This window comes from Shewanella sp. A22, assembly GCF_053850585.1.
Window position 1 is genome coordinate 12,268 of record NZ_JBSQBN010000028.1, and the last position, 22,474, is coordinate 34,741.

Sequence of the window (22,474 nt, forward strand, 5' to 3'; positions counted from 1 at the left end):
AGCCCCTCGTTTGTTTTGTTTTTTTTAGATTCTGGAGGGTATCAATGGCTGTTGCTGCCAACAAGCGCTCTATCATGACACTTTTTTCTGGTGCCGATGATTTATATAGTCACCAAGTACGTATCGTATTGGCTGAAAAAGGGGTTACCGTTGATGTTTTACAGGTTGATCCTAGTGAAATGCCTGAAGATTTACTTGAAGTAAATCCTTACAATTCAGTACCGACGTTAGTTGATCGTGAACTCGTGTTGTACGAATCACGCATTATTATGGAATATTTGGACGAGCGTTTTCCGCATCCTCCACTAATGCCTGTATACCCTGTTTCTCGCGGTCAAAGCCGTTTAATGATGCACAGAATCGACACCGATTGGTATGCACTTGTTGAGCGTATCCGTAAAGGTGAAAAAGCTGATGCAGCGCGTAAAGAATTAACAGAAAGTTTAATCGCTTTAGCGCCGGTATTTGCTGAAATGCCATACTTTATGAGCGAAGAATTTGGTTTGTCTGATTGCTATTTAGGCCCATTATTATGGCGCCTACCAGTATTAGGTATTCACTTAGATCCTCGTACATCTAAAGATATCAGTGCTTATATGACCCGCATTTTCGAGCGCGAATCATTTAAAGCATCGTTAACTGAGGCTGAGCGCGAAATGCGCATGGGCATGTAATGAAACCAATAACAGCTAATCGTCCATATTTGTTGCGTGCTTACTATGAGTGGTTGATGGATAACCATTTGACGCCACACGTAGTAGTGGATGCATTTGTTAATGGTACACAGGTTCCGCAGCAATTTGTGAAAGATGGCCAAATTGTGTTGAATATTGCGACTGGTGCAGTGGCTAATCTTCATATGTCGAATGATGCTGTTGAGTTTAATGCGCGTTTTGGCGGGGTACCACAAAACGTGTATTTACCAATGGCATCTATTGTGGCTATTTATGCACGTGAGAACGGTGCTGGCACAGTGTTTGATATGGAAGATGCGTATATGATTGAAGGTGAACATGATGAGTTATCATCAGTTCCTCCATCAATGAAATCAGTTGATGATACATCGTCAGCATCAGTATCGTCTAAATCAACAAAACCTGATGATAAAGCTAAGCGTAAAAACCATCTAACTGTGGTGAAATAACGTTTATTGGCCATTACCTAAAACCAGTCGCAAGGCTGGTTTTTTTTAAGTAAAAATTGATGCGCGATGATTACGCAAGGCGAAGTGGATCCCTTAATGTTGTTGATGATTGATAATTATGACTCTTTTACGTTTAATTTAGTTCAATATTTCCAAGAATTGGGCCAAGAAATCCTAGTTAAACGTAATGATGAGATCACCATTGAGCAAATAGAAGCATTGGCCCCTACTCATTTGATCATCTCTCCAGGGCCATGCACACCTAATGAAGCGGGTATTTCACTTGCTGTTATTAAACATTTTTCCGGGAAAATTCCTATTTTAGGCGTTTGCCTAGGGCATCAAGCTATTGCACAAGTGTTTGGCGAAGATGTTGTGCGCGCTAAGCGAGTGATGCACGGTAAAACTAGTTTGATTGAACACAATCAACAAGGGCTATTTTTTCAGCTAGCCTTGCCTTTACGGGTGACTCGCTATCATTCATTATTAATTAATCAAGTACCAAGTGGGTTTCGGCTCGATGCGTGGTTTGATGATCCTAACTATGGGCGTGAAATTATGGCGATGAGTCATGGTGCGCTACGTATTTACAGTGTTCAGTTTCATCCAGAATCTATTTTGACTCAACAAGGTCATGAACTACTTAATAACTTTTTACATTTATAAGGTGCCATTAATGGTATATCTACAGGTTTATTATCACGTATTCTGTTACAACTTCTGCAATGAACCTGGCTAAATTCTCGCGTTTATTTGTGCTATAAATAACGCTTAAAAAATAAAAGGGATGACCATGACAAGCTTTATGCGAAACTTTGCGGTGAGTGCACTTTCTTTGGCAATAATCAGTGGCTGTGCAGCCACTGCCAAACATGACGATACAATGGTTATCGACACGCCGACTACAACATTGACCGTGCCATTAGCACAACCCCCAAAAGCCAAACAGCCCTTAACGCTAAATCAAGTTATGGCCAATCCAGATTGGATGGGAATACTTGCTCAAGGCGCTTATTGGAGTGATGACAGTCAGTCAGTATATTTTAGTCGCCAAGCTCATCAAGCTACTCAGCGCGATTATTATCAGCATATTCTTGGTCAATCTGAAGCCAATAAGCTTGAATTAAACCAGTTACATCTTGCAGATCAACGTAATGGAGTAATCAACCAAGCTAAAACTCAAAAAGCGTATATCTACCAAGGGAATGTTTTTGTAAAAGATTTAACAAGTGGTGAGATTAAGCAAATCACTCGCCAAAACGATGCCATTGCTGGTGTTAGTTTTTTAACCAATGGCGATCTTGCATTTTGGCAAGGTAATAACATTTTTCGTTTACATCAATCTAGTGGGCTATTAGAGCAAATTGCCGCAATCCAGATGGCAAATGAACCTAAAGACACGCTAGAGCCGAGTAGCTTCATTGCCAAACAGCAGCATCGATTAATTCAATATGTTGCAATGCAACATGACAATAGTGTTGCTCGCGAACAGTACCGCGATTCATTGGCTAATGCTGATCCAACGTTTTCTGCTAAACCTTGGTATTTGGGAGATGCAGAGGTTGTTTCTGAAATGAGTCTGTCGCCAGATGGGCGTTACGTGTTACTAGCATTAACCGATAAAAATTATGATTGGCGTGCAGAACACGACATTATGCCAAACTACTTAGGTCAAGAAGGTTATGTTGATTCAGTCCCTGCTCGTGCGCGGGTTGCTGAAGATGTGTTTCCTGGTCAACGCTTGGTGTTACTTGACCTTGTAGAACACAGTAAAAAAGACATTACTATCGAAGGGTTAACGGGTTTCGACCAAGATGTACTTGCAAGCGTTAAATCTGAAAACGCTAAGGCGCAAGGTAAGCTCTATAAAAGTGAAAAAGACCCGCGCGCGATACAATTAATGCAAGATTGGGGGTGGAATCAAAGTGCTATTCAATGGAATCGTACGGACGATAAGCTATTGGTAATGCTTGAGGCTGTTGACAATAAAGACCGTTGGCTCGCAAGTGTGGACCTTCAAAAAGCTACATTAGCAACGGAACATCGCTTACATGACGATGCATGGGTAAACTACAATTTTAATCAATTTGGCTGGATACCGGGTACAGACACTATGTACTATTTATCTGAAGAATCTGGCTTTTCGCAGTTATATATCAAAACGGCTTCGGGTAACATCACGGCACTCACCAACGGTCAATTTGTTGTTGATAGCGTGACGTTATCTCCCGATGCTAAATACTTGTATTATCGTGCTAATAAAGACCACCCTGGGAGTTACAATGTCTACCGAGTAGAGATTGCTAGTGGCAAGACAGAGCAATTGACGCAATGGTTAGGTAAATTGGATTATAGTTTAAGCCCTGATGGACAATCATTATTATTAACGGCATCTTCTGCAGTGCGCCCCGATGAGTTATATATTCAACCTATTGGCGGAGAAATTAGCCAATTAACCCATTATGCCAGCACAGCGTTTACACAATATCCTTGGCAGGTGCCGCAGGTTGTTACGGTACCGTCAAGCCATGGTGCAGGACAAATTTATGCGAGAGTTTACCTGCCACAAGGCTATGACGCTACGCAAGCAGAAAAATACCCCGCGGTAATGTTTAATCATGGTGCGGGTTATTTGCAAAATGCCCATTATGGCTTTTCGGGCTATTTCCGTGAATTTATGTTTAATAACCTATTAACTCAACAAGGTTATGTGGTAATGGATATGGATTATCGCGGTTCAAAGGGGTATGGCCGTGATTGGCGTACTGCGATATACCGTAATATGGGGCATCCTGAAGTTGAAGATTTACAAGATGGTGTGGCATGGATGGCAAAAAATGCTAATGTAGATACACAACGCGTAGGGACTTACGGTGGTTCGTATGGCGGGTTCCTGACATTTATGGCATTGTTTAATGAACCTGAATTATTCCAAGCAGGAGCCGCATTACGGCCTGTTACTGATTGGGCGCATTATAATGCGCCATATACCTCTAATATTTTAAATACGCCTGACGTTGATCCTATCGCTTATGAGCGTAGCTCGCCGATAGAACATGCTCAGGGATTACAAAAACCATTGCTTATTATGAGTGGTGTATTAGATGATAATGTGTTCTTTCAGGATAGTGTTCGTATGGTGCAGCGTTTGATTGAATTAGAGAAACCAATGTTTGAAACGGCAATCTATCCAGTTGAGCCGCATGGGTTTAAGCAACCATCAAGTTGGTTAGACGAATACCGCCGAATTTATAAGTTATTTGAACAAGAACTTAAGTAATATGGTTTACGTTCAAATAAATAAATCATTGTTAAGGCTTCCTTAGAGAAGCCTTAATTTTTATTTTATAATCGATTAAAACAGTAAAAGGCAATGTGAGTGGCTATATCTATCGCCGGAGGAGTTCGGCCCGGAAAAGTTATTGAAATCGAGCGCCGACTCTATACACAGCTGATTGTAGGCAAACATAAAGCCAATGTTATGGTTGATGAATTGAGCGTAGAGTTAGAAGACAGTGCTAATAAACTTGATATAGAGCGTCAGGCATTAAAACTCCGTCTAGAAAAGCAAACTAACGAAAAAAATGTGTATCTTGAAGTATCTGAGCAATTAACTCATACCGTTAATAATGCGCTAGAACATCAATTAATTTTTCCACAAATGATATTAGAAGCTTCAGGCATTAGTGAAAGCCAAATTTTACTGCTTGATTTGTTATTGCGCTCAGACCTTAATATCAATCGACTTCGTCCAATTATTGAAAGCATTAATTGGCTATCGCGTGACTTAATTCATGTAATTAACAGTCCTGCATCAAGTCATCGACGACATAAAAATACTGATACGCAAGTGACCGACATTAAGTTGGCTCTGAACTACATTGGTATTGAAAATTTACGTTTGCTGATCCCTTATTTTTGTCTACGTAACTGGTTGCCTTCGGGCAACACTAATTTATTGTGGATTACTCGGAAACTCTGGCGATACAGCATTGTTAGTGCTATAGCCGCGCAAACGCTAGCAGAGTTACATAATGAAGAGTCGAACTTGTCATTTAGCTGTGCCTTAATGTATCAATTTTCAACATCCATTATGCTCAGCTTGAGTGGTCGAATATTTGATAAAACGTGCGGCGCTTGGCTAGAAGAAGCCAGTCATAGCCGAGACAAGCAAGTATACGATGCTATTATGGCGACAGAATTTCCTACAGAAGCAGTATTAGAACAAGTCATGCAACATAGCCATCGTTTAAATTGGCAGATACTGACACTGCTTAAGTTTGAAGACTCACCGATTACGCACGTGTTAAAAGAATTAGATCACGACTATCATTTCACTGAGTTATCTGTCGATGCCGCCATTGTGGCTAAAGCAAGTTGCTATGCTAAGGTATTTTTATTAGAAGAGCAGCAGAAAATCGACCCACAAGAGAAACGAATAATGTTCGATTATTATCAATTTTCACCTCAAGAATTGATTAGGCTTAAAGGGAAAAATTTCCGTAAGCTCGATTTACTCTAAACAGGTTTAAACTTTCAACACGGCAAATGTTAAATCTGTGTAATTATTCACTTTTGATGAATAGCTACACAAAATGAAGTGGAATAACTTTTTTTATGACTATTTATGCTCTATAACCCAGTAATAAACGCTTTGTTTGGTCATATTTTTAACTCTTTATGCATAATGTCAGTTAGCTCAACAGAAGTTAATGGTACTGAACTGGTATTTTGATCACATTTTCGCTAATAATGTCGCATAAATAATACAAACTTCCGCTAATGCACTTAAATAATATAAAGAAAATGGCGGAAACAGTGGCTTTCAAGCTACTTATAACCTGAAGGATAAAAAGCAATGAGTGTAGAAATGAATCTAACCCGTGCCCAATTTGATGAAGTTATGGTGCCTAATTATGCGCCTGCCGCAGTTATTCCTGTCCGCGGAGCGGGTAGTCGAGTGTGGGATCAAGAAGGTAAAGAGTTCATTGATTTCGCTGGTGGTATTGCAGTCAATTGTTTAGGTCATTGTCACCCAGATTTAGTGTCTGCATTAAAAGAGCAGGGCGAAAAGTTATGGCATTTATCAAACGTAATGACTAACGAACCGGCATTAGCCTTGGCGACTAAGTTAGTTAATGCGACATTTGCCGAACGCGTTTATTTTGCTAACTCTGGTGCAGAAGCGAACGAAGCTGCACTTAAATTGGCTCGTCGTTATGCACTCGATAACCATGGTGTGGATAAAGATCAAATTATCGCATTTGATAAAGCTTTCCACGGCCGTACATTTTTTACTGTTACTGTTGGGGGGCAAGCTGCCTACTCAGATGGTTTTGGTCCTAAGCCTCAAAGTATTACTCATGTGCCTTTTAATGATATTGCTGCGCTTGAAGCGGTTATTTCTGACAAAACTTGCGCCATTATGCTTGAACCTCTTCAAGGTGAAGGTGGGATTATTAATGGTGATCCTGAATTTTTAAAAGCGGTACGTCGTTTAGCCGATAAGCATGATGCATTAGTTATTTTTGATGAAGTGCAAACCGGTGTAGGTCGTACTGGAGAGTTATTTGCTTACATGGGTACAGATATTGTGCCAGATATTTTAACTAGCGCTAAAGCGTTAGGTGGTGGCTTCCCTATTGCAGCAATGCTAACGACTGCAAAAATTGCCGCCCACCTTAAAATTGGTACTCATGGTTCTACTTATGGCGGTAACCCACTGGCTTGCGCTATCGGTAATGCGGTCATGGACGTGGTTAATACTAAAGAAGTGCTTGATGGTGTTAAGCATCGTGAACAGTTATTTCGTGATGGCTTAGCGGCAATCAATGACAAATATCATGTATTCAGTGAAATTCGTGGCAAAGGCTTGTTAATTGGTGCGGTATTGAATGAACAGTATGAAGGCCGCAGTCGAGAATTTTTAGTTGCATCTATTGCTGAAGGTCTTATGAGTTTGATGGCTGGTGCGAATGTGGTTCGTTTTGCTCCTTCATTGGTTATCCCAGAAGCTGATATCGCCGAAGGCTTATTGCGTTTTGAACGTGCTGTAGCAAAAGTGGTTGCAGGTTAGTTAACAAAGAAAATGCAAGCCCAGCTTGCATTTTTTTGTTTGGGTACGCAAACAAAGTAAATAAGCGCTGAAATATATTTCAGCGCGGTTTGCTAGTGGCGCAATGAGGAGATTAAGATGTTAATCATACGTCCTATCCGTGCAAGTGATTACGATGCACTTTATAGTATCGCAGTTGAATCAGGCCACGGTTTTACGTCTTTACCAGTTAACGAAGAGTTACTGCGTTCAAAGATTGCTAGGGCAGAGGCATCTTTTGCTAAGCATGTTGATAAACCTTGTGACGAAGGTTATTTAATGGTGCTAGAAGACTTGAAAACGAATGAAGTCGTTGGCACTTGTGGTATTGAAGCTGCAGTGGGTATGAACGATGCCTTTTATCATTACCGTTTAGGGACAGAGGTCTATCATTCTCAACAAATCTCTGTCCGCAATGAAGTTGAAACCCTGACATTATGCCACGACTACACCGGTGCAGCAGAAGTGTGCACTCTGTTTTTAAAAGACGGTTATCGCAAAGGTAATAATGGTCGGATGTTGTCCCGTTCACGTTTTCTATTGTTAGCTCAACATCCAGAACGCTTTGGTAAAACGGTGATAGCAGAGATGCGTGGCGTGAGTGATGAACACGGTGATTCACCATTTTATGAGTGGCTACAGCATAATTTTTTAGGGATTGATTTTGTTGAAGCTGATTACTTATCAGGCTTAGGTAAAAAAGCCTTTATGGCCGAAATGATGCCTCGTAACCCTGTGTACGTGTGCATGCTGCCTAGAAAAGCGCAAAAAGTGATTGGCGAAGTTCATAAAAACACTAAACCTGCCTTGCGTTTATTACAAGCTGAAGGTTTTAAGTTTCGTAATTATGTTGATATTTTTGATGGTGGCCCGACAGTTGAATGTGCGTTGACAGAAATCCGTTCTGTGAAAAAAAGCCGCTTATTAACGGTATCAATTGGCAAAATGCCACATGGTGATCACCACTTTATTATTTCCAACACATCGTTAGCTGATTATCGTGCATCAGCTGCTAAATTGTTGGTCTCTGATGAACACGATAATGTTGTAATTAGTCCTGAAATCGCAGCAGGTCTTATGGTTGGCGATGGCGAGCAAATTCGTGTTTTAGCAATGTAGGAGCAAGAAATGACACAATATATTCAAGGTCAGTGGTTAGCTGGCGAAGGTCATGAAATTAACTCAAAAAACCCTGCCAATGGTGACGTAATTTGGCAAGGTAACACAGCTACTGCTATTCAAGTCAATGCAGCTGTAGATGCCGCTCGTGCGGCGCAGTTTGATTGGTTTATGTTGGGCTATGAAGCCCGATTAACCATTGTGGAAGCTTATCGCGCACAACTAGAAGCAAATAAAGCCGAAATAGCCGAAACTATCGCTCAAGAAACGGGTAAACCACAGTGGGAAACGGCTACAGAAGTTGGCGCAATGATTGGTAAGATTGCATTGTCAGCAAAAGCTCACGATAAACGTACCGGTACCGAAACTAACGATTTACCAGCAGGGCGTGCCGTATTACGTCACAAACCTCATGGTGTTGTTGCAGTATTTGGCCCATATAACTTCCCAGGACACTTACCAAACGGTCACATAGTGCCAGCATTACTTGCCGGTAACACCGTGGTATTTAAACCATCAGAATTAACCCCTAAAGTGGCAGAATTAATGCTGAAATGTTGGGATAAAGCTGGTTTACCACAAGGTGTGGTTAACTTGGTGCAAGGTGAAGTTGAAACGGGTAAAGCGTTAGCGTCACACCCACAAATTGACGGCTTGTTCTTTACCGGTAGTTCGCGTACTGGGCATATTTTACATCAACAATATGCGGGGCATCCGGGTAAAATTTTAGCCTTAGAAATGGGCGGCAATAATCCGCTTATCGTTAAAGGCGTTACCGATACTAAAGCTGCGGTACATGACATTATTCAGTCTGCATATATCTCGTCTGGACAGCGTTGTACTTGTGCTCGTCGTTTATATGTTGAAGAAGGCGCTCAAGGTGATGCATTAATTGCAGAATTAGTGAGTGCGGTTAAGCAAATCAAAGTAGGTGCTTGGAATGTACAACCACAACCTTTCATGGGCTCGATGATTTCTGAAACTGCCGCGCGTGGCATGGTTGCGGCTCAAGCGACACTTCAGTCATTGGGCGGCGTTTCATTAGTCGAATTAGCGCAAGTAGAAATGGGTACCGGTTTAGTGACTCCAGGTTTAATTGACGTCACTAAAGTCGCTGAATTACCAGATGAAGAATATTTTGGCCCATTATTGCAATTAGTTCGTTACAGCAATTTTGACCAAGCTATTCATTTAGCCAATGCGACTCGTTATGGTTTGTCTGCTGGTTTATTGGCGGATAGCCGTGAAGATTATGATTACTTTTTAGCACGTATTCGTGCTGGCATTGTTAATTGGAATAAGCAGATTACTGGCGCATCAGGTGCAGCACCATTTGGTGGTGTTGGCGCTTCGGGTAACCATCGTGCAAGTGCATTTTATGCTGCCGATTACTGTGCTTATCCAGTCGCTTCAATGGAAGCCGATTCAGTAAGCTTACCTGCTACTTTAAGCCCTGGTTTATCACTTTAACTGATAAATTCATCCGCATGATCCGTGCTGGTGACGGTGTTCACCAGCCAAATTTAGAAGGATTTAACCATGCATACTGACGTTAATGCTTTATTTGCTGCCTTATGGCAAGATTACATTCAGATGACGCCCTCAGCGGCGAAAATTCATCAGTTATTAGGTTATGGCGCACCCATTATCAATGATCATATTGCTTTACGTACTTTTAATATCGCTAGAGTGAATTTAAGTGTATTAGCTAAACATTTCACTTCAATTGGCTATATTGACAGCGGCGATTACAAATTTGAACAGAAAAAGCTGGTAGCAAAACATTTTGAGCACCCTGATCCAAAACAGCCTAAGGTGTTTATCTCTGAGTTGTTAGTAGAAGAGTTTAGCCCTGAGTTGCAAAAGAGCATCCATGGTTTAATCGATCAGGTCGATGTTGCGGCAACCACTGCAGATAATTTCATATATTCTGGTCGTCATTGGAATGTAGATAAAGCAACATACCAAGCCTTACTTGCAGAAAGTGAATATGCTGCATGGGTTGCTGCATTAGGGTATCGTGCTAATCACTTTACCGTTTCTATAAATGATCTGCCTCAGTTTGAACGCATTGAAGATGTTAACCAAGCTTTGAAAGATGCTGGTTTTGTATTAAATGCTTCTGGTGGTGAAATTAAAGGCTCGCCAGACGTGTTATTAGAGCAATCGTCAACTATGGCTGATAAAGTGGTGGTTAACTTTAGTGATGGTGATGCTGAAATTCCGAGTTGTTTCTACGAATTCGCCCGTCGTTATCCAATGAATAATGGCAATTTGTATACCGGTTTTGTTGCCGCCTCAGCCGACAAAATTTTTGAAAGTACCAATGCAATGATGTAGTTGTTTTTGTTTGGACAAAAAAAGACCTAATTGAATCCTCAACTAGGTCTTTTTTATTGAGCGCAATAAAAACCGTAATGGCTAAGTGATTCAAGATAAGCTAAGTGATTCAAGATAGACTAAGAGGAACACAATTAGCATGTCAGGGTGTTATCAAAATACTGACACTAAGCCCTTGTAATGTCTTACTACGGCTAAACTGCAATACAAAGCCATATTGTTCACAAATCTCTTTAACAATAGATAAGCCTAATCCGTGACCCATGGTGGCTTCGTCTAATCGGGTACCTCTTGTGGTTAATAACGCTATCTTATCTTGCTTTACGCCGCAGCCATCGTCCTCTATTTGCACCAATAGAGACCCATTAGGCATTGGCTGAATGCAGACGTTGACTTGTGTGTTAGCCCACTTAAATGCATTGTCGAGCAAGTTACCAAATAATTCCATGCCATCTTCTCGATGGATAGGGACTCTACTAACATTATCCAAATTGACAACTGTACAGCTGATACGACGTTGGTGATGAACCTTATGCAGAGTGTTAATTAAACTGTCGAAATCTTTTGGTACGGCCAATTGCGCCGCAGGTAACATATTGCCGGTAATACGCGCCGCGGCCAATTTACGCTCAATCATTTTATGGATTAAATCTAATTGTTGCTGCATAGCCGTTGCAGCATCGGGATGGCTAAGTCCAAGGGTTTCGACTTGTTGTTGCATCACGGCCAATGGGGTTTTTAAGCCATGACTTAAATTACCTAAATTATTGCGACTACGTTCAATTTGTTTGGCTGTATAGTCTAAGAGTTCATTATAGGTTTCAGCAAGCGGGCGGATCTCTGCGGGGATTTGTGAAATGGCTAATGAAGCTATTTCCCCTTCGCGTAATTTAGCAAGGGCACCTTGAATTTGATTCATCGGCTTAAAAGATTGGCGTAAAATAATAAAAATCCCAGCGATCATCGCCAACAACATACCAATATTGATAGCGAGTTTGGTGCCAAATACTTCGCTAAATACGCTGCGGCCAATACTTAAATCTTGGGCGACTGTGAGTGTCGCTGTGTTGTGACTGTTAGGTGCGCCAATACCAATAGATAACAACTGCATATCGTTGTTTTTAGGTCCTTTAGCTTGCCAGACCCGCTTTTGTTGAGCATCTAAGTTAGCGATGTGTAACTCCGCATCCCATAATGAACGTGAGCGGATGATCCTGTCGGGTAAATTTAATTGAAAATAACGTCCAGAATAGGCTGGTCGGTAGAAACTGGATAATTGACTTTCATCGATGACTAGCTCGCCTTCATCTATGCGAGTGGCAATAATAATGTGCTCTAGATCTTCCTCTAAACGGTTAATAATCGAGTCATGAAAGGCATCTCTGAGCATAGACTCAAACAAAAATAAACCGATGAGGGTGGCAATAATGATCAAACCGCTGAGCCAAAGACTGAGTTTAAAACGAATTGACATCATTCCACTAAACCGTGAAAAATGTAACCTTGTCCTCGACGTGTTTCAATGGCTGTTTTACCCAATTTTTTACGTAAGTGCGTAACGTAGACTTCAACGACATTACTTTCTTTTTCATCGTCAAATTGATATAGCTTGTCGGTTAGTTGAGATTTAGAGAGCAACTTTTTTGGCGACATTAAAAAAATTTTTAACAACCTGAACTCCATTGACGTCAGTTCGTATTCTTGTTCGCCCACGGTGACCTTTTGCTCATTTTCATCTAAGTTTACACCGCCATAGCATAACTGCTTAGAAGCAGAATTAGTACGTCCATGAGCTCGGTGAATTAAAGCTTGAATACGTGCGAGTAGCTCTTGTGTGTGAAAGGGTTTACCTAGGTAATCATCCGCTCCAGCATTAAAACCTTCTACCTTCTCGTGCCACTGACTTCGGGCCGTCAACATGATAATGGGCGTATTGATACCACGTTTACGCCACTGAGTAACAAGTGATAGACCATTTCCATCAGGCAACCCTATATCTAAAATGACACAGTCATAGTCGGTTTCTTTCATTAAATAATCGGCTTCAACAGCTTTGTCGGTGATATCCGTAATATAGCCGGCCTGCTTAAGTTGTTTTTCAAGCTCGGCTACGAGTAATGGGTTATCTTCAACGAGTAACAGTTTCATGTTTAGTACATTCGCTCGGTAAGTGAGTTAATGAATCTTGCATGCCATTGGCTGCGTCCAATTGCAGATTAACAACATGCCCTTGTTTAAGCTTAAATTGCAGATTATAGCGCCATGTATCTTGGTGCTGATAAAGCTGTGCATCAATTAAATGACCGTCACAATATTGTGACACCCAAGTTAAGTAATCATCTAATGATCGTATAGTACCAGAAGACACTAATTTTTGGACATTGTCATGATCTAACGGGTGTTCTTTTGCTGGAATATCTTGTGAGTTAATGGTGATGGCCATTAAGCTGCTTATCGCTGTTAAGAACAAGCTATTCATGGTCGCTCCAAAATAAAAAAGTGGCGTTCAGAGTATGAACACCACTTTAAGTATCTTGGCTTAAATCAAGCTGAACCTTACATGATTAAGGCATAAACATTTGCCTTAACCACATTAAGTCTTAGTTGTTTAGCGTGTACCGTAAACTACGATCGTTTTACCGTGTGCTTGGATCAAGTTTTGTTCTTCAAGCATTTTTAAAATACGGCCTACTGTTTCACGTGAACAACCGACAATTTGGCCAATTTCTTGGCGAGTTATCTTAATTTGCATTCCGTCAGGATGTGTCATCGCATCAGGTTGTTTTGCAAGGTGTAATAACGTTTGCGCAATGCGACCTGCAACGTCGAGGAACGCCAAGTCACCTACTTTTTGGCTAGTGCTTTGTAAACGATAGGCCATTTGCGCCGAAAGTTTCATTAGGATCTCAGGGTTAACCTGAATAAGTTGCTTAAACTTCTTATAAGAAATTTCTGCAATTTCACATGCTTGTTTAGCACGAACCCAAGCTGTACGTTCAGATTGTTCTTCAAACAATCCAAGCTCACCGATAAAGTCACCCTGATTAAGATAAGACAGGATCATTTCTTTACCTTCTTCATCTTTGATCAATACAGCGACCGAACCTTTAACGATGTAATATAAAGTGTCAGAATCTTCACCTGCGTGAATCAAAGTACTCTTTGCAGGGTACTTATGGATGTGACAATGTGAAAGAAACCATTCTAATGTTGGGTCAGGTTTTGGCTTACCAATCAGAGCCATATGATATTCCTCGATTGATTAAAAAATGAAAGTAAGTAATGTCTAATTAAGCATTCTACGCTATTGAAACGGTGAAAACTTTGATAGAGATCGTGTTTATAAGTGTGCGTAGTGTATATTAACTTGTTAAATTTTAGATTAATTTTTTTTTGTTTGTGATGGTGGTCGACTTTTTTTGTATATTTATCCTAATCTATACTGAGATTGAATTATAGCTAATAATATTTGTCTATTGTATTGGATAGATGAGTTAGCTAATGTTATTAAATCAGCATTATAAATCGTTGTCGAGGTATGCGTGAAAAAACTGAGTCAAATCGGGATTGTTATCTATATTACTTTATTAAGTGGACTTAGTTTGCCTGTAAAAGCATTTGTTATTCCGCCCTCTATTGAATCTCAATCAGCGACTAAGCTGGTTCATATACAGTTAAAAGCTAAACAGGGAGATGCCGATGCGCAATTTTTGTTGGGCTTAATGCATCTTTCAGGGCGATTTGTTAATCAAGATACTAAGCAAGGAATGAGTTGGGTTAATCTTGCAGCGAAACAGCACCATCTTAAAGCGCAACAAACATTAGCGGATTTAGCGTTTGAAGGCACATTATTTCCGCGCGATCTAGCGCTGGCAGAGAAATGGTATCTACAAATGGTTGCCCAAGGAGATAAATGGGCTCACTTTCGGTTAGGGTTTATTTATTCTGCTGGTGGCGATGGTGTGGTGCGAAATTGTGGTAAAGCAATGGAGCAGTTTACTGCTGCTGGTGATGCAGTATCAATGGGGAATATTGCTTGGATACTTGCCACATGCCCAGAAGCTGAATATCGCGATGGTTCGCGAGCCGTGTCGTTGTCGCTTACGTTGCTTAAGCAGAATCAAAATGATCCAACAGTATTGGATAACCTTGCGGCAGCCTATGCGGAAATAGGTGATTTTACTGCGGCAATTGATACCCAGAAAAAAGCGATTGATGCGTTGAAAAATAATCCAGAAATTGCCCGCAGTGATGAGTTTATTTTACGTTTAAAGCAGTATCAGAATAATCAAGCCTACCGAGAAATTATCCCTCTGATGTAGTTTATTGTGAGATCAATCCGTTGCGTTACTAATTGATTTTGATGAGTAACATTTGTTGCTACTGTATGAATATGGATTTTGTTTGGTTTCGTTGATGTACTTAATGCACTAACAGATCGAGAAGGGGGAATTAGCACCCCAAGCACATCAACTGCCGCGATTTCGCTTGAAATTACGATATGACTATTCTAATTGTTCTGACTTAAATCAAGCTTAATCGGGCTTGATATCATTAAGGTTTTGCAATGTTATGCGCTTATCCATTAAATCTTTAATTAATGGCGTCAAAATAAGTTCCATTGCTAATGACATTTTGCCCCCGGGAACAACCAGGGTGTTCATACGTGACATAAATGAGCCTTGGATCATGTTGAGATAATAAGGGAAATCAACATTGTTAATACCGCGAAAACGGATCACGACAAAGCTTTCATCGAGGCTAGGAATATCTTTTGCGCTAAATGGGTTAGAGGTATCTACGGTAGGCACCCGTTGAAAATTAATATGTGTTCGTGAAAATTGTGGTGTCATGTGTTTGATATAGTCATCCATACTTCGGACTATCGACCCCATCACTTTTTCACGACTATGGCCCCTGTCATTCGTATCGCGAATGATTTTCTGGATCCATTCTAAATTGACAATCGGCACCATACCTATCAAAAGGTCCACATGTTTAGCAACGTCAGCATCCTCAGTGACGACACCACCGTGAAGTCCTTCGTAATACAGCATATCGGTATGTTCTGGTAAATCACGCCACTGGGTGAATGTACCTGGCATTTGGTTAAAGGGAACGGCTTCGTCAAATGTGTGTAAGTAACTGCGCGTTTGCCCGTTACCGGTATCGCCGTAACTCGTAAAGCATTCTTCAAGCTTTTTGAAATTATTCGCTTCGGGACCAAAATAGCTTAGGTTATGATTCTCAGCCTGTGATTTGCGTATTAATACTTCCATTTCAGCGCGGGTGAAGTTGTGAAAACTGTCACCTTCAACAAATGCGGCGTTAATACCTAACTGTCTAAAGATGTGAATAAATGCAGTTGTGGTAGTGGTTGTGCCAGCACCGGATGAACCGGTTACAGCAATAATAGGGTGTTTTGCTGACATGCTATTTGCCTACGTTAATGTTGTGGACGCGAGACAATCGAGTCGCTAGGATTAGTTTATCTTCGTGGTTAAAATTTGTTCGAAATAAACAGTTTTATTTTTATTCAGAAATATGGTGTCAGGGGTGACGTCTAGCGATTCTACGCTAACTCACTTGCAACACATTTACTCGCAAAAAATAAAAGATCGTTTAACCGAACCCTTTGAGCATTCTTTTTGGCGTCACTTTACTTCGTTATGGTTTACTCATGTAAAATAACGACATGTCATAAACTCCATCTTGTATAAATTGCCACAAATGGCTGAAAAATTCACCTTGAAAGATAAATAGGCCATAGTTATACGGTAATCATTACCTTTGGGTCAATTATTCACAGGTAACAATGTGATCATTTAGTCGCAATATTGTCGTTTTTATTTCGTTAATAGTCGGAAGTTGGCTGAGATATATGTTCACGTTGTCTGATGGCGATTGATTCGTCTTCTTCACTATATTCGACGACTAATTCACCTCTTTTAAGCGCGAGTTTGCATTGATCCATTGCGCTGATTAATTGTTGTTCATTAGTATCACTAAAACTACCATCTTCAAGTTGTGATAACAGATATTCTTTCATCATACGCTGAACCGTTTCTTGAGGTAATGAAAGTAAAGCGTCATACGGCACAAGCATAGTATATCCCTATTAAAGGCTGAGAGAAGAAGAGGCGTCGTGCTCGGTTACTGTATCACCTATAGTATGAATAAACTCGAGAATCCGATGTTCGAGATAAAAATGGGGTTTCCAAGGCCATCCGCCTTCAACAAAACCTACATGACCTCCACGTTCATGTAATTCGTATTCGACCATAGGTGATAATTGATTTTGATTTGGGATCACGTCATCAGTCATAAAGGGATCATCCTTAGCATGGATAATGAGTGTGGGCTTGGTAATATGCTGTAAATAAGCAAGCCCGCTAGATTGTTGGTAGTAATCATTAACGTCAATAAAACCGTGCAAGGGGGCAGTGACTTTATCGTCAAACAGATAAAACGTATTCAACATTTTGAGTTGTTTTTTAGTGACCGGCATTTGCGATGTTAACTCTGTGGTGTTGATTTTTTCGCGCATTTTATCTTGTAAGCGTTTAATTAAAAAGCGCTGATAGATCATTGAAAAACCACTTTCTAGGCGCTTGGCGCATGCGCTTAATGTCAGTGGCGCAGAGACGACGACGGCACGTTCCAGTAAACTTTGTTGTTGTGTGATACCTTGGTACTTAGCTAATACATTACCGCCTAAACTGTAGCCAACAGCATACAATGGTGAATCTGGGTAATAATGTTTTAATTGTGCAAGAGTATAGGCTAAGTCGTTAACATCGCCGCTATGATAACTACGAGCTAAGCGGTTAGGTTCACCTGAACAACCGCGATGGTGGTGAACAACCGCAGACAGTTTGGCTTTTTTTGCTTCAACAAGCATTCTGCGTGCATAATGAGATTCGGTATTGCCTTCAAGACCATGAATAATAACTAAAATTGGCTCACCATTTTGAGCTTGGCCTAACCAATCTAAGTCAATAAAATCGCCATCAGGTAATTCTTGTCTTTGCCTGAAGGTTGCTGGTTTGGCCACTTTAACAATAAACGGTAAAATCGTTTGTACATGCGGACTTGTGGCCCACCATGGCGGAGAAAACAACTTTTTCATAAAGGGAATTTATCTGCAATAGTTTGTGAAAATTTAAACGTATGTTTAAATGTTAATGGCGCCACTTTAGCATATAAAAATAACCGACAACAATAACTCAAAGGGGAAGTAAATGAAGCGACGTACCTTTCTCACCAGTGCTTTTGCTGGAACGGCTGCGTTAGCATTGGGCGTTAATTTATATACGCCAACGATGACGACTTCTGCTGATGACGTTCATCATCGTGTGTTATTCGGTGTGCTGATCCCGGTTTTCTTAGATGGCGCATTACCTGAGGTTCCTAGCCATAGAGAAATAGCGATTAATCGTACTTTGGATGCAATCTCCCAATCCATTATTCATTTGCCTGCTGAACAACAGCAAGAGTTGATGGAGTTATTGGAGTTGCTTGAAGGGCGTTTCGGATTGTTATTGCTCAGTGGCAGTATGACACCATTGTTAATGCGTGACCCACAGCAGTTGATTGCCATGTTAGAGAGTTGGCGCCATCATTATTTAGATATGCTAATCACCGCCTATAACGGATTACGTGAATTGATTATGGCAAGCTATTACGCCTGCCCAGAGCATTGGGGTAATTTACGCTATGTAAAACCCACTTTCTTGGTGCATAACGCGTATTAATTTCCCCATGTAAGGAGTTCTCCCTTGGCCATTATTGATCCCATTATTACTGGATTAAGCGCAGGCTGGCATCATATTGATGCCAGTACCTTAGAGATTGATCGTCACTTTGAAGCCGATGTTGTTATCGTAGGCACAGGAGCCGGTGGCGGTACCGCAGCTGAAATATTAACAGAAGCTGGGTTGAAAGTGATAATGATAGAAGGTGGATCACTAAAGTCATCCACTCACTTTGATATGGAAGAGCGCCATGCTTATCCAAATCTGTATCAACAAGCGGCTGCAATGAAAACCGCAGACAAAGGCATTAGCATATTTCAAGGTCGTACAGTGGGTGGCTCCACTACCGTGAATTGGACCACATCCATTAGGACACCCGAACAAACATTGGCTTTTTGGGAGCAAGAAAAATCAGTAAAGGGTTTATCTTCACAGGCGTTATTGCCATGGTTTGAATTGATGGAAAAACGACTTAATATTGAGCAATGGCAGTTTGACCCGAATCGTAATAATGGTGCATTACGTGAAGGTTGTGAAAAACTAGGGTGGGATTACACCGTTATTAAACGTAATGTTAAAGGTTGCTGGAATACGGGTTATTGTGGCATGGGTTGCCCCGTAAACGCTAAACAATCAATGTTAGTGACGACTATTCCAGCGGCTTTAGATAAAGGAGCAACACTGATCTCTCGGGCCAAGGTGATTAAACTTGATCATAAAGACGATCGAGTCGTTGGATTAACCGCACAAGCATTAACGGAAGGTTTAACGCCGACATCAGTTAGTATAACCTTTAGCGCAAAGCATTATATTTTAAGCGCAGGAGCCGTGCATACTCCGAGTATATTGATGCGATCTAATACTCCTGATCCCCATAAACAATTAGGCAAAACGTTTTTGCATCCATCATTACTATCGGGCGGTATTTTTGCGGAACAAATTAACGGTCATAGTGGTGCGCCTCAGTCCATATACTCAGATGAATTTGTATGGCGTGATGGTGCTAACGGTGATTTAGGTTATAAACTTGAAGTGGCTCCTGTACATCCCGTTTTGATCGCATCTAAAACCATTGGCTATGGTGTTAGCCATGCACAATTGATGGCTAATTTTAATCAAATGCAGGTCACTATAGCGCTCATTCGGGATGGTTTTAATCAACAATGTCCTGGAGGACAGATAAGGCTAACCGATAACAGCTTTGCTTTAGACTACCCTCTAAGTAACGCATTTTGGGAAGGTGCTCGTCGAGCATTTTTGTCTATGGCCGAATTACAGTTTGCCGCAGGAGCCAAAAAAGTGTTGCCGATGCACGATGGCTTGCCATTTCTTAACTCGTGGAGTGAAGCTAAGCAAGCTATTAATAATATTGATTTAGGGTTATTAAAAACCATCGTTGCATCAGCTCATGTTATGGGCGGTTGTGCGATGGGCGAAGATAAGGCCCTTTCAATGGTCGATGGCTTTGGTAATTCACATTATCTTGAAAATTTATCGGTAATGGATGGTTCAGTATTTCCGACCAGTTTAGGTGCTAACCCGCAATTAACTATTTATGGCATAGTGGCTCGAAATGCAACGGCATTAGCACAACAGTTAACTCAAGTGAGTTAACTCAAGTTGGGGTTATCTCAAGTTGGGTTAATAGATGGGGCACTCAATCATAAAACTCGCTGTTTATAGTAGTTGAGTCATTTACTTAGTAATATGTGATTACCTGTAGCGTTAATCGATACGCATTAACGTACTGACTCGTTTTGCATTGATATTTGTCTAAATTTTATGCTTTGTAGATGAATAATTGACTACAATCCTCATAGTTTTGTTATTTCCGTTATTATGTCCTAGTCTTTGAGCCATTATTGAGCTTCACCCTTTCGTGGATATTTGTCATTTATGTTGTTATACAATTTTATCAATACTTCTATAAGCCGTAAAATAAGCAGCATATTTATGTTGTTATTGTCTTTTTTACTGGTGGTTATCGTTTACTCAATTTATAAGCTAGACCGGATTGACAGCGAAATGAAAGAGGTGGCTTATGTTGATGTTCCTCTAAGTCAAATAATGAGTGAGATAGAAATACTACAATTAGAGCAACATATTCTGCTGGAGCAGTTCAAACTTAAACAACAGAAAAACGATAAAAAAAGACCTGTTTATCAACAGTTTGTTTATCAAAAACAGCAGCTGAAACGACTTCTCGACAATGCGGTTAACGTGATTACTGCTAATTTAAGCAAACATAACATTAGGTTTGATTTAACTGAACATCAACGTTTGTTATCCGAAATAGAAGACTACCATCAGCAGAGTAATTTATTTGAAGAAGCATTAATGGCATTGTTGTCTGTGCAACAAACCGATGATACACAAAAAGCAAAGTTGGAGCTTATGGCTACAGATCTTGAAGCCTATGTTGATTCTATCTTGCGACAACTCAGTCAAGTTACCCTCGCTGCGAGTCGTTACACTGAAAAGCATGAGCAAGAGTTTAGAGCCGTTAATATTGCCCTTGGTTTTAGTGCATTGATATTAGGCTTACTATTGACCATTTCTATAACCCGAATTATCCGACATCGAATTAATCGAATAAAAAATGAATTACAAGTACTGGACGATACTTTATTAGCTGAAGACTCGGCATTGGTCAGCACCATCACTAAGAGCAGAACGAAGGATGAGCTAGCAGAATTAGAGCTGGATTTAAAATTATTGATGCAACGCCTTAGTAAGGAAATTACCGATAGAAAGCAGATTGAGACCGAATTGTTGTTACTGGCGACTGTAGATAAACTCACGGGAGCATATAATCGACATAAATGGGATGAGCAGTTCCATATTGAAATCAATTTAGCTCGCAGGGGGAGTGTATTCAGTTTGATTTTACTCGACGTTGATCATTTTAAGCAGATTAATGATCAATACGGTCACCAAGTTGGCGATCAGATCCTTAAACATTTAGCGGCTAATTTTAAGAAAAGATTAAGAAGTGTCGATTTACTTTTTCGTGTCGGTGGAGAAGAGTTTGCTATTTTATTGCCTATGCAAAACGTGGAGGCGGCAAGTCAACTTGCGGAGCAGTTACGAAGCCTAGTCGAGTTGTTTTCGCAGGTAGATTTACCTCCTTATACTATCAGTTTTGGCGTTACAGAGTTTTGTGAAGCAGATAATGAAGAATCGATGTTTAAACGTGCAGATCAGGCGCTTTATTTGGCTAAATCATCTGGTAGAAATCAAGTCAAAATTGGCTAAGGTTCATTTTACATAACAAAACAGCCGTGAATAAGTGGCGAGAAAAGACATCATCATTAATCACATAACCTTAGTGATACATCTCTAAGGTTATTGTTTTTTTAAAGTATTCGCTTTAAGTGTCGACATAATGAGAGTGCGCTCAGCGTGATCTGATTACATCATATAAAATTAACTACTGTTGCTCTATGGCTTTTACGGTTAATCGCTCTTGATTAGATAAACGGATTTGAATTCCATCAATTGTGGTAATTCGCTGCGCTTCAATATCTTTTTTGCGAACTTTATAACTGGTTGTCATTGCTTCTATTGGTGATGTAATTGTTACTTCAACTACCGTATTATCGTCATACCAACCCCATCCCCAATAGCCTGCTGAAGCTAGCATTGATACTGCAATCATGGTGTAAATAATCATCCGACTAAAAAAGGGGGCTTTTTCGGCAGTCGTTATAGCTGCATTGCTACTTACTTTTCTTCCTCTACCACTGCGTAAATATACGGTAGCACCAAGGATCACGAGTATTGTGATGAGAATTTTTGTTAGCACGTCATTTTTCCAGCCATTATAAATTAACGACGATTATACTGTTTTTTGAACTATTTAACGTTATCTAGCACACATACATAGTGCTATACATATTGCTCCTATTAACTTGGCATGGGTTGAGATGGATTTATAGCGTGATAAAGCGCGCGCAAGCCTTATGGCGCGGGTTACTTAAAAAGCGTCATACTTGCTTTTACGTTGCGCAGCGAGCACTCGTT

The 22,474-nt window shown here is 40.5% G+C and carries 21 protein-coding genes; 13 read left to right on the top strand and 8 right to left on the bottom strand.

What is annotated here, in order from left to right; translation table 11 throughout:
* The first annotated feature begins 44 nt into the window (after window positions 1-44).
* The 9 genes from sspA (at window position 45) to ACWXWT_RS07340 (ending at window position 10,697) form a co-directional block, all read left to right on the top strand.
* Window positions 45-674: a stringent starvation protein SspA gene (sspA, locus tag ACWXWT_RS07300; RefSeq protein WP_101034166.1), complete on the top strand. Its 630-nt coding sequence runs from the start codon at window positions 45-47 to the stop codon at window positions 672-674.
* Window positions 674-1,144, top strand: a complete 471-nt coding sequence (locus ACWXWT_RS07305; RefSeq protein WP_456040961.1) for a ClpXP protease specificity-enhancing factor — start codon at window positions 674-676, stop codon at window positions 1,142-1,144. The genes sspA and ACWXWT_RS07305 overlap by 1 nt, the downstream gene beginning before the upstream one ends.
* Before the next feature lie 96 nt (window positions 1,145-1,240).
* Window positions 1,241-1,810, top strand: coding sequence for an aminodeoxychorismate/anthranilate synthase component II (locus ACWXWT_RS07310; RefSeq protein WP_456040985.1), 570 nt, complete (start codon window positions 1,241-1,243; stop codon window positions 1,808-1,810).
* 127 nt (window positions 1,811-1,937) lie between these two features.
* Entirely contained in the window at window positions 1,938-4,424 is a 2,487-nt protein-coding gene (locus tag ACWXWT_RS07315; RefSeq protein ID WP_456040962.1) for a prolyl oligopeptidase family serine peptidase, read from the top strand.
* 99 nt (window positions 4,425-4,523) lie between these two features.
* Window positions 4,524-5,666, top strand: coding sequence for an HDOD domain-containing protein (locus tag ACWXWT_RS07320; RefSeq protein ID WP_456040963.1), 1,143 nt, complete (start codon window positions 4,524-4,526; stop codon window positions 5,664-5,666).
* Between the two features lie 336 nt (window positions 5,667-6,002).
* A complete protein-coding gene (locus ACWXWT_RS07325) occupies window positions 6,003-7,220 on the top strand; it encodes an aspartate aminotransferase family protein (RefSeq protein WP_456040964.1) in 1,218 nt (405 codons plus the stop codon).
* Window positions 7,221-7,337: 117 nt separating this feature from the next.
* The gene (gene astA / locus ACWXWT_RS07330) at window positions 7,338-8,357 is read left to right on the top strand and encodes an arginine N-succinyltransferase (RefSeq protein ID WP_456040965.1); all 1,020 of its coding nucleotides are present in this window, start codon (window positions 7,338-7,340) and stop codon (window positions 8,355-8,357) included.
* Window positions 8,358-8,366: 9 nt separating this feature from the next.
* A complete protein-coding gene (astD, locus tag ACWXWT_RS07335; RefSeq protein ID WP_456040966.1) occupies window positions 8,367-9,827 on the top strand; it encodes a succinylglutamate-semialdehyde dehydrogenase in 1,461 nt (486 codons plus the stop codon).
* A 69-nt stretch (window positions 9,828-9,896) separates the two neighbouring features.
* Window positions 9,897-10,697 carry a 2-oxoadipate dioxygenase/decarboxylase family protein gene (locus tag ACWXWT_RS07340; RefSeq protein WP_456040967.1) on the top strand — a complete coding sequence of 267 codons (801 nt, stop codon included), beginning with the start codon at window positions 9,897-9,899 and terminating at the stop codon, window positions 10,695-10,697.
* A 142-nt stretch (window positions 10,698-10,839) separates the two neighbouring features.
* Here ACWXWT_RS07340 and ACWXWT_RS07345 read toward each other — a convergent pair whose 3' ends face one another.
* The 4 genes from ACWXWT_RS07345 to crp form a co-directional block, all read right to left on the bottom strand.
* Window positions 10,840-12,174 carry an ATP-binding protein gene (locus tag ACWXWT_RS07345; protein WP_456040968.1) on the bottom strand — a complete coding sequence of 445 codons (1,335 nt, stop codon included), beginning with the start codon at window positions 12,172-12,174 and terminating at the stop codon, window positions 10,840-10,842.
* A complete protein-coding gene (locus tag ACWXWT_RS07350) occupies window positions 12,171-12,845 on the bottom strand; it encodes a response regulator transcription factor (RefSeq protein WP_456040969.1) in 675 nt (224 codons plus the stop codon). Before ACWXWT_RS07350 ends, ACWXWT_RS07345 begins: the two co-directional genes overlap by 4 nt.
* The gene (locus tag ACWXWT_RS07355) at window positions 12,826-13,176 is read right to left on the bottom strand and encodes a PepSY domain-containing protein (RefSeq protein ID WP_456040970.1); all 351 of its coding nucleotides are present in this window, start codon (window positions 13,174-13,176) and stop codon (window positions 12,826-12,828) included. The genes ACWXWT_RS07350 and ACWXWT_RS07355 overlap by 20 nt, the downstream gene beginning before the upstream one ends.
* Window positions 13,177-13,305: 129 nt before the next feature.
* Window positions 13,306-13,941, bottom strand: a complete 636-nt coding sequence (gene crp, locus ACWXWT_RS07360; RefSeq protein WP_011638731.1) for a cAMP-activated global transcriptional regulator CRP — start codon at window positions 13,939-13,941, stop codon at window positions 13,306-13,308.
* Between the two features lie 298 nt (window positions 13,942-14,239).
* Between crp and ACWXWT_RS07365 the strand changes: the two genes are divergently transcribed.
* Window positions 14,240-15,019 carry a sel1 repeat family protein gene (locus tag ACWXWT_RS07365; protein ID WP_456040971.1) on the top strand — a complete coding sequence of 260 codons (780 nt, stop codon included), beginning with the start codon at window positions 14,240-14,242 and terminating at the stop codon, window positions 15,017-15,019.
* Window positions 15,020-15,232: 213 nt separating this feature from the next.
* Here the strand turns inward: ACWXWT_RS07365 and ACWXWT_RS07370 are convergent, their stop codons facing one another.
* The 3 genes from ACWXWT_RS07370 to ACWXWT_RS07380 form a co-directional block, all read right to left on the bottom strand.
* Entirely contained in the window at window positions 15,233-16,129 is an 897-nt protein-coding gene (locus ACWXWT_RS07370) for a phosphoribulokinase (protein ID WP_456040972.1), read from the bottom strand.
* A gap of 422 nt (window positions 16,130-16,551) precedes the next feature.
* Entirely contained in the window at window positions 16,552-16,803 is a 252-nt protein-coding gene (locus ACWXWT_RS07375) for a YheU family protein (protein WP_456040973.1), read from the bottom strand.
* A 12-nt stretch (window positions 16,804-16,815) separates the two neighbouring features.
* Window positions 16,816-17,826 carry a hydrolase gene (locus ACWXWT_RS07380; protein ID WP_456040974.1) on the bottom strand — a complete coding sequence of 337 codons (1,011 nt, stop codon included), beginning with the start codon at window positions 17,824-17,826 and terminating at the stop codon, window positions 16,816-16,818.
* A gap of 112 nt (window positions 17,827-17,938) precedes the next feature.
* Here ACWXWT_RS07380 and ACWXWT_RS07385 point away from each other — a divergent pair, with 112 nt between their 5' ends.
* The 3 genes from ACWXWT_RS07385 to ACWXWT_RS07395 all read left to right on the top strand — a co-directional run bounded on the left by ACWXWT_RS07385 (window position 17,939) and on the right by ACWXWT_RS07395 (window position 21,706).
* On the top strand, window positions 17,939-18,451 hold the full coding sequence (locus tag ACWXWT_RS07385) for a TAT leader-containing periplasmic protein (RefSeq protein ID WP_456040975.1): 513 nt from the start codon (window positions 17,939-17,941) through the stop codon (window positions 18,449-18,451).
* 24 nt (window positions 18,452-18,475) lie between these two features.
* On the top strand, window positions 18,476-20,065 hold the full coding sequence (locus tag ACWXWT_RS07390; protein WP_456040976.1) for a GMC family oxidoreductase N-terminal domain-containing protein: 1,590 nt from the start codon (window positions 18,476-18,478) through the stop codon (window positions 20,063-20,065).
* Window positions 20,066-20,404: 339 nt separating this feature from the next.
* Entirely contained in the window at window positions 20,405-21,706 is a 1,302-nt protein-coding gene (locus tag ACWXWT_RS07395) for a diguanylate cyclase (protein ID WP_456040977.1), read from the top strand.
* 175 nt (window positions 21,707-21,881) lie between these two features.
* On the opposite strand, the gene ACWXWT_RS07400 is transcribed toward ACWXWT_RS07395, so the two are convergent.
* Complete coding sequence (locus ACWXWT_RS07400) at window positions 21,882-22,256, bottom strand: hypothetical protein (protein ID WP_456040978.1); 375 nt, start codon at window positions 22,254-22,256, stop codon at window positions 21,882-21,884.
* Between the last annotated feature and the right edge of the window lie 218 nt (window positions 22,257-22,474).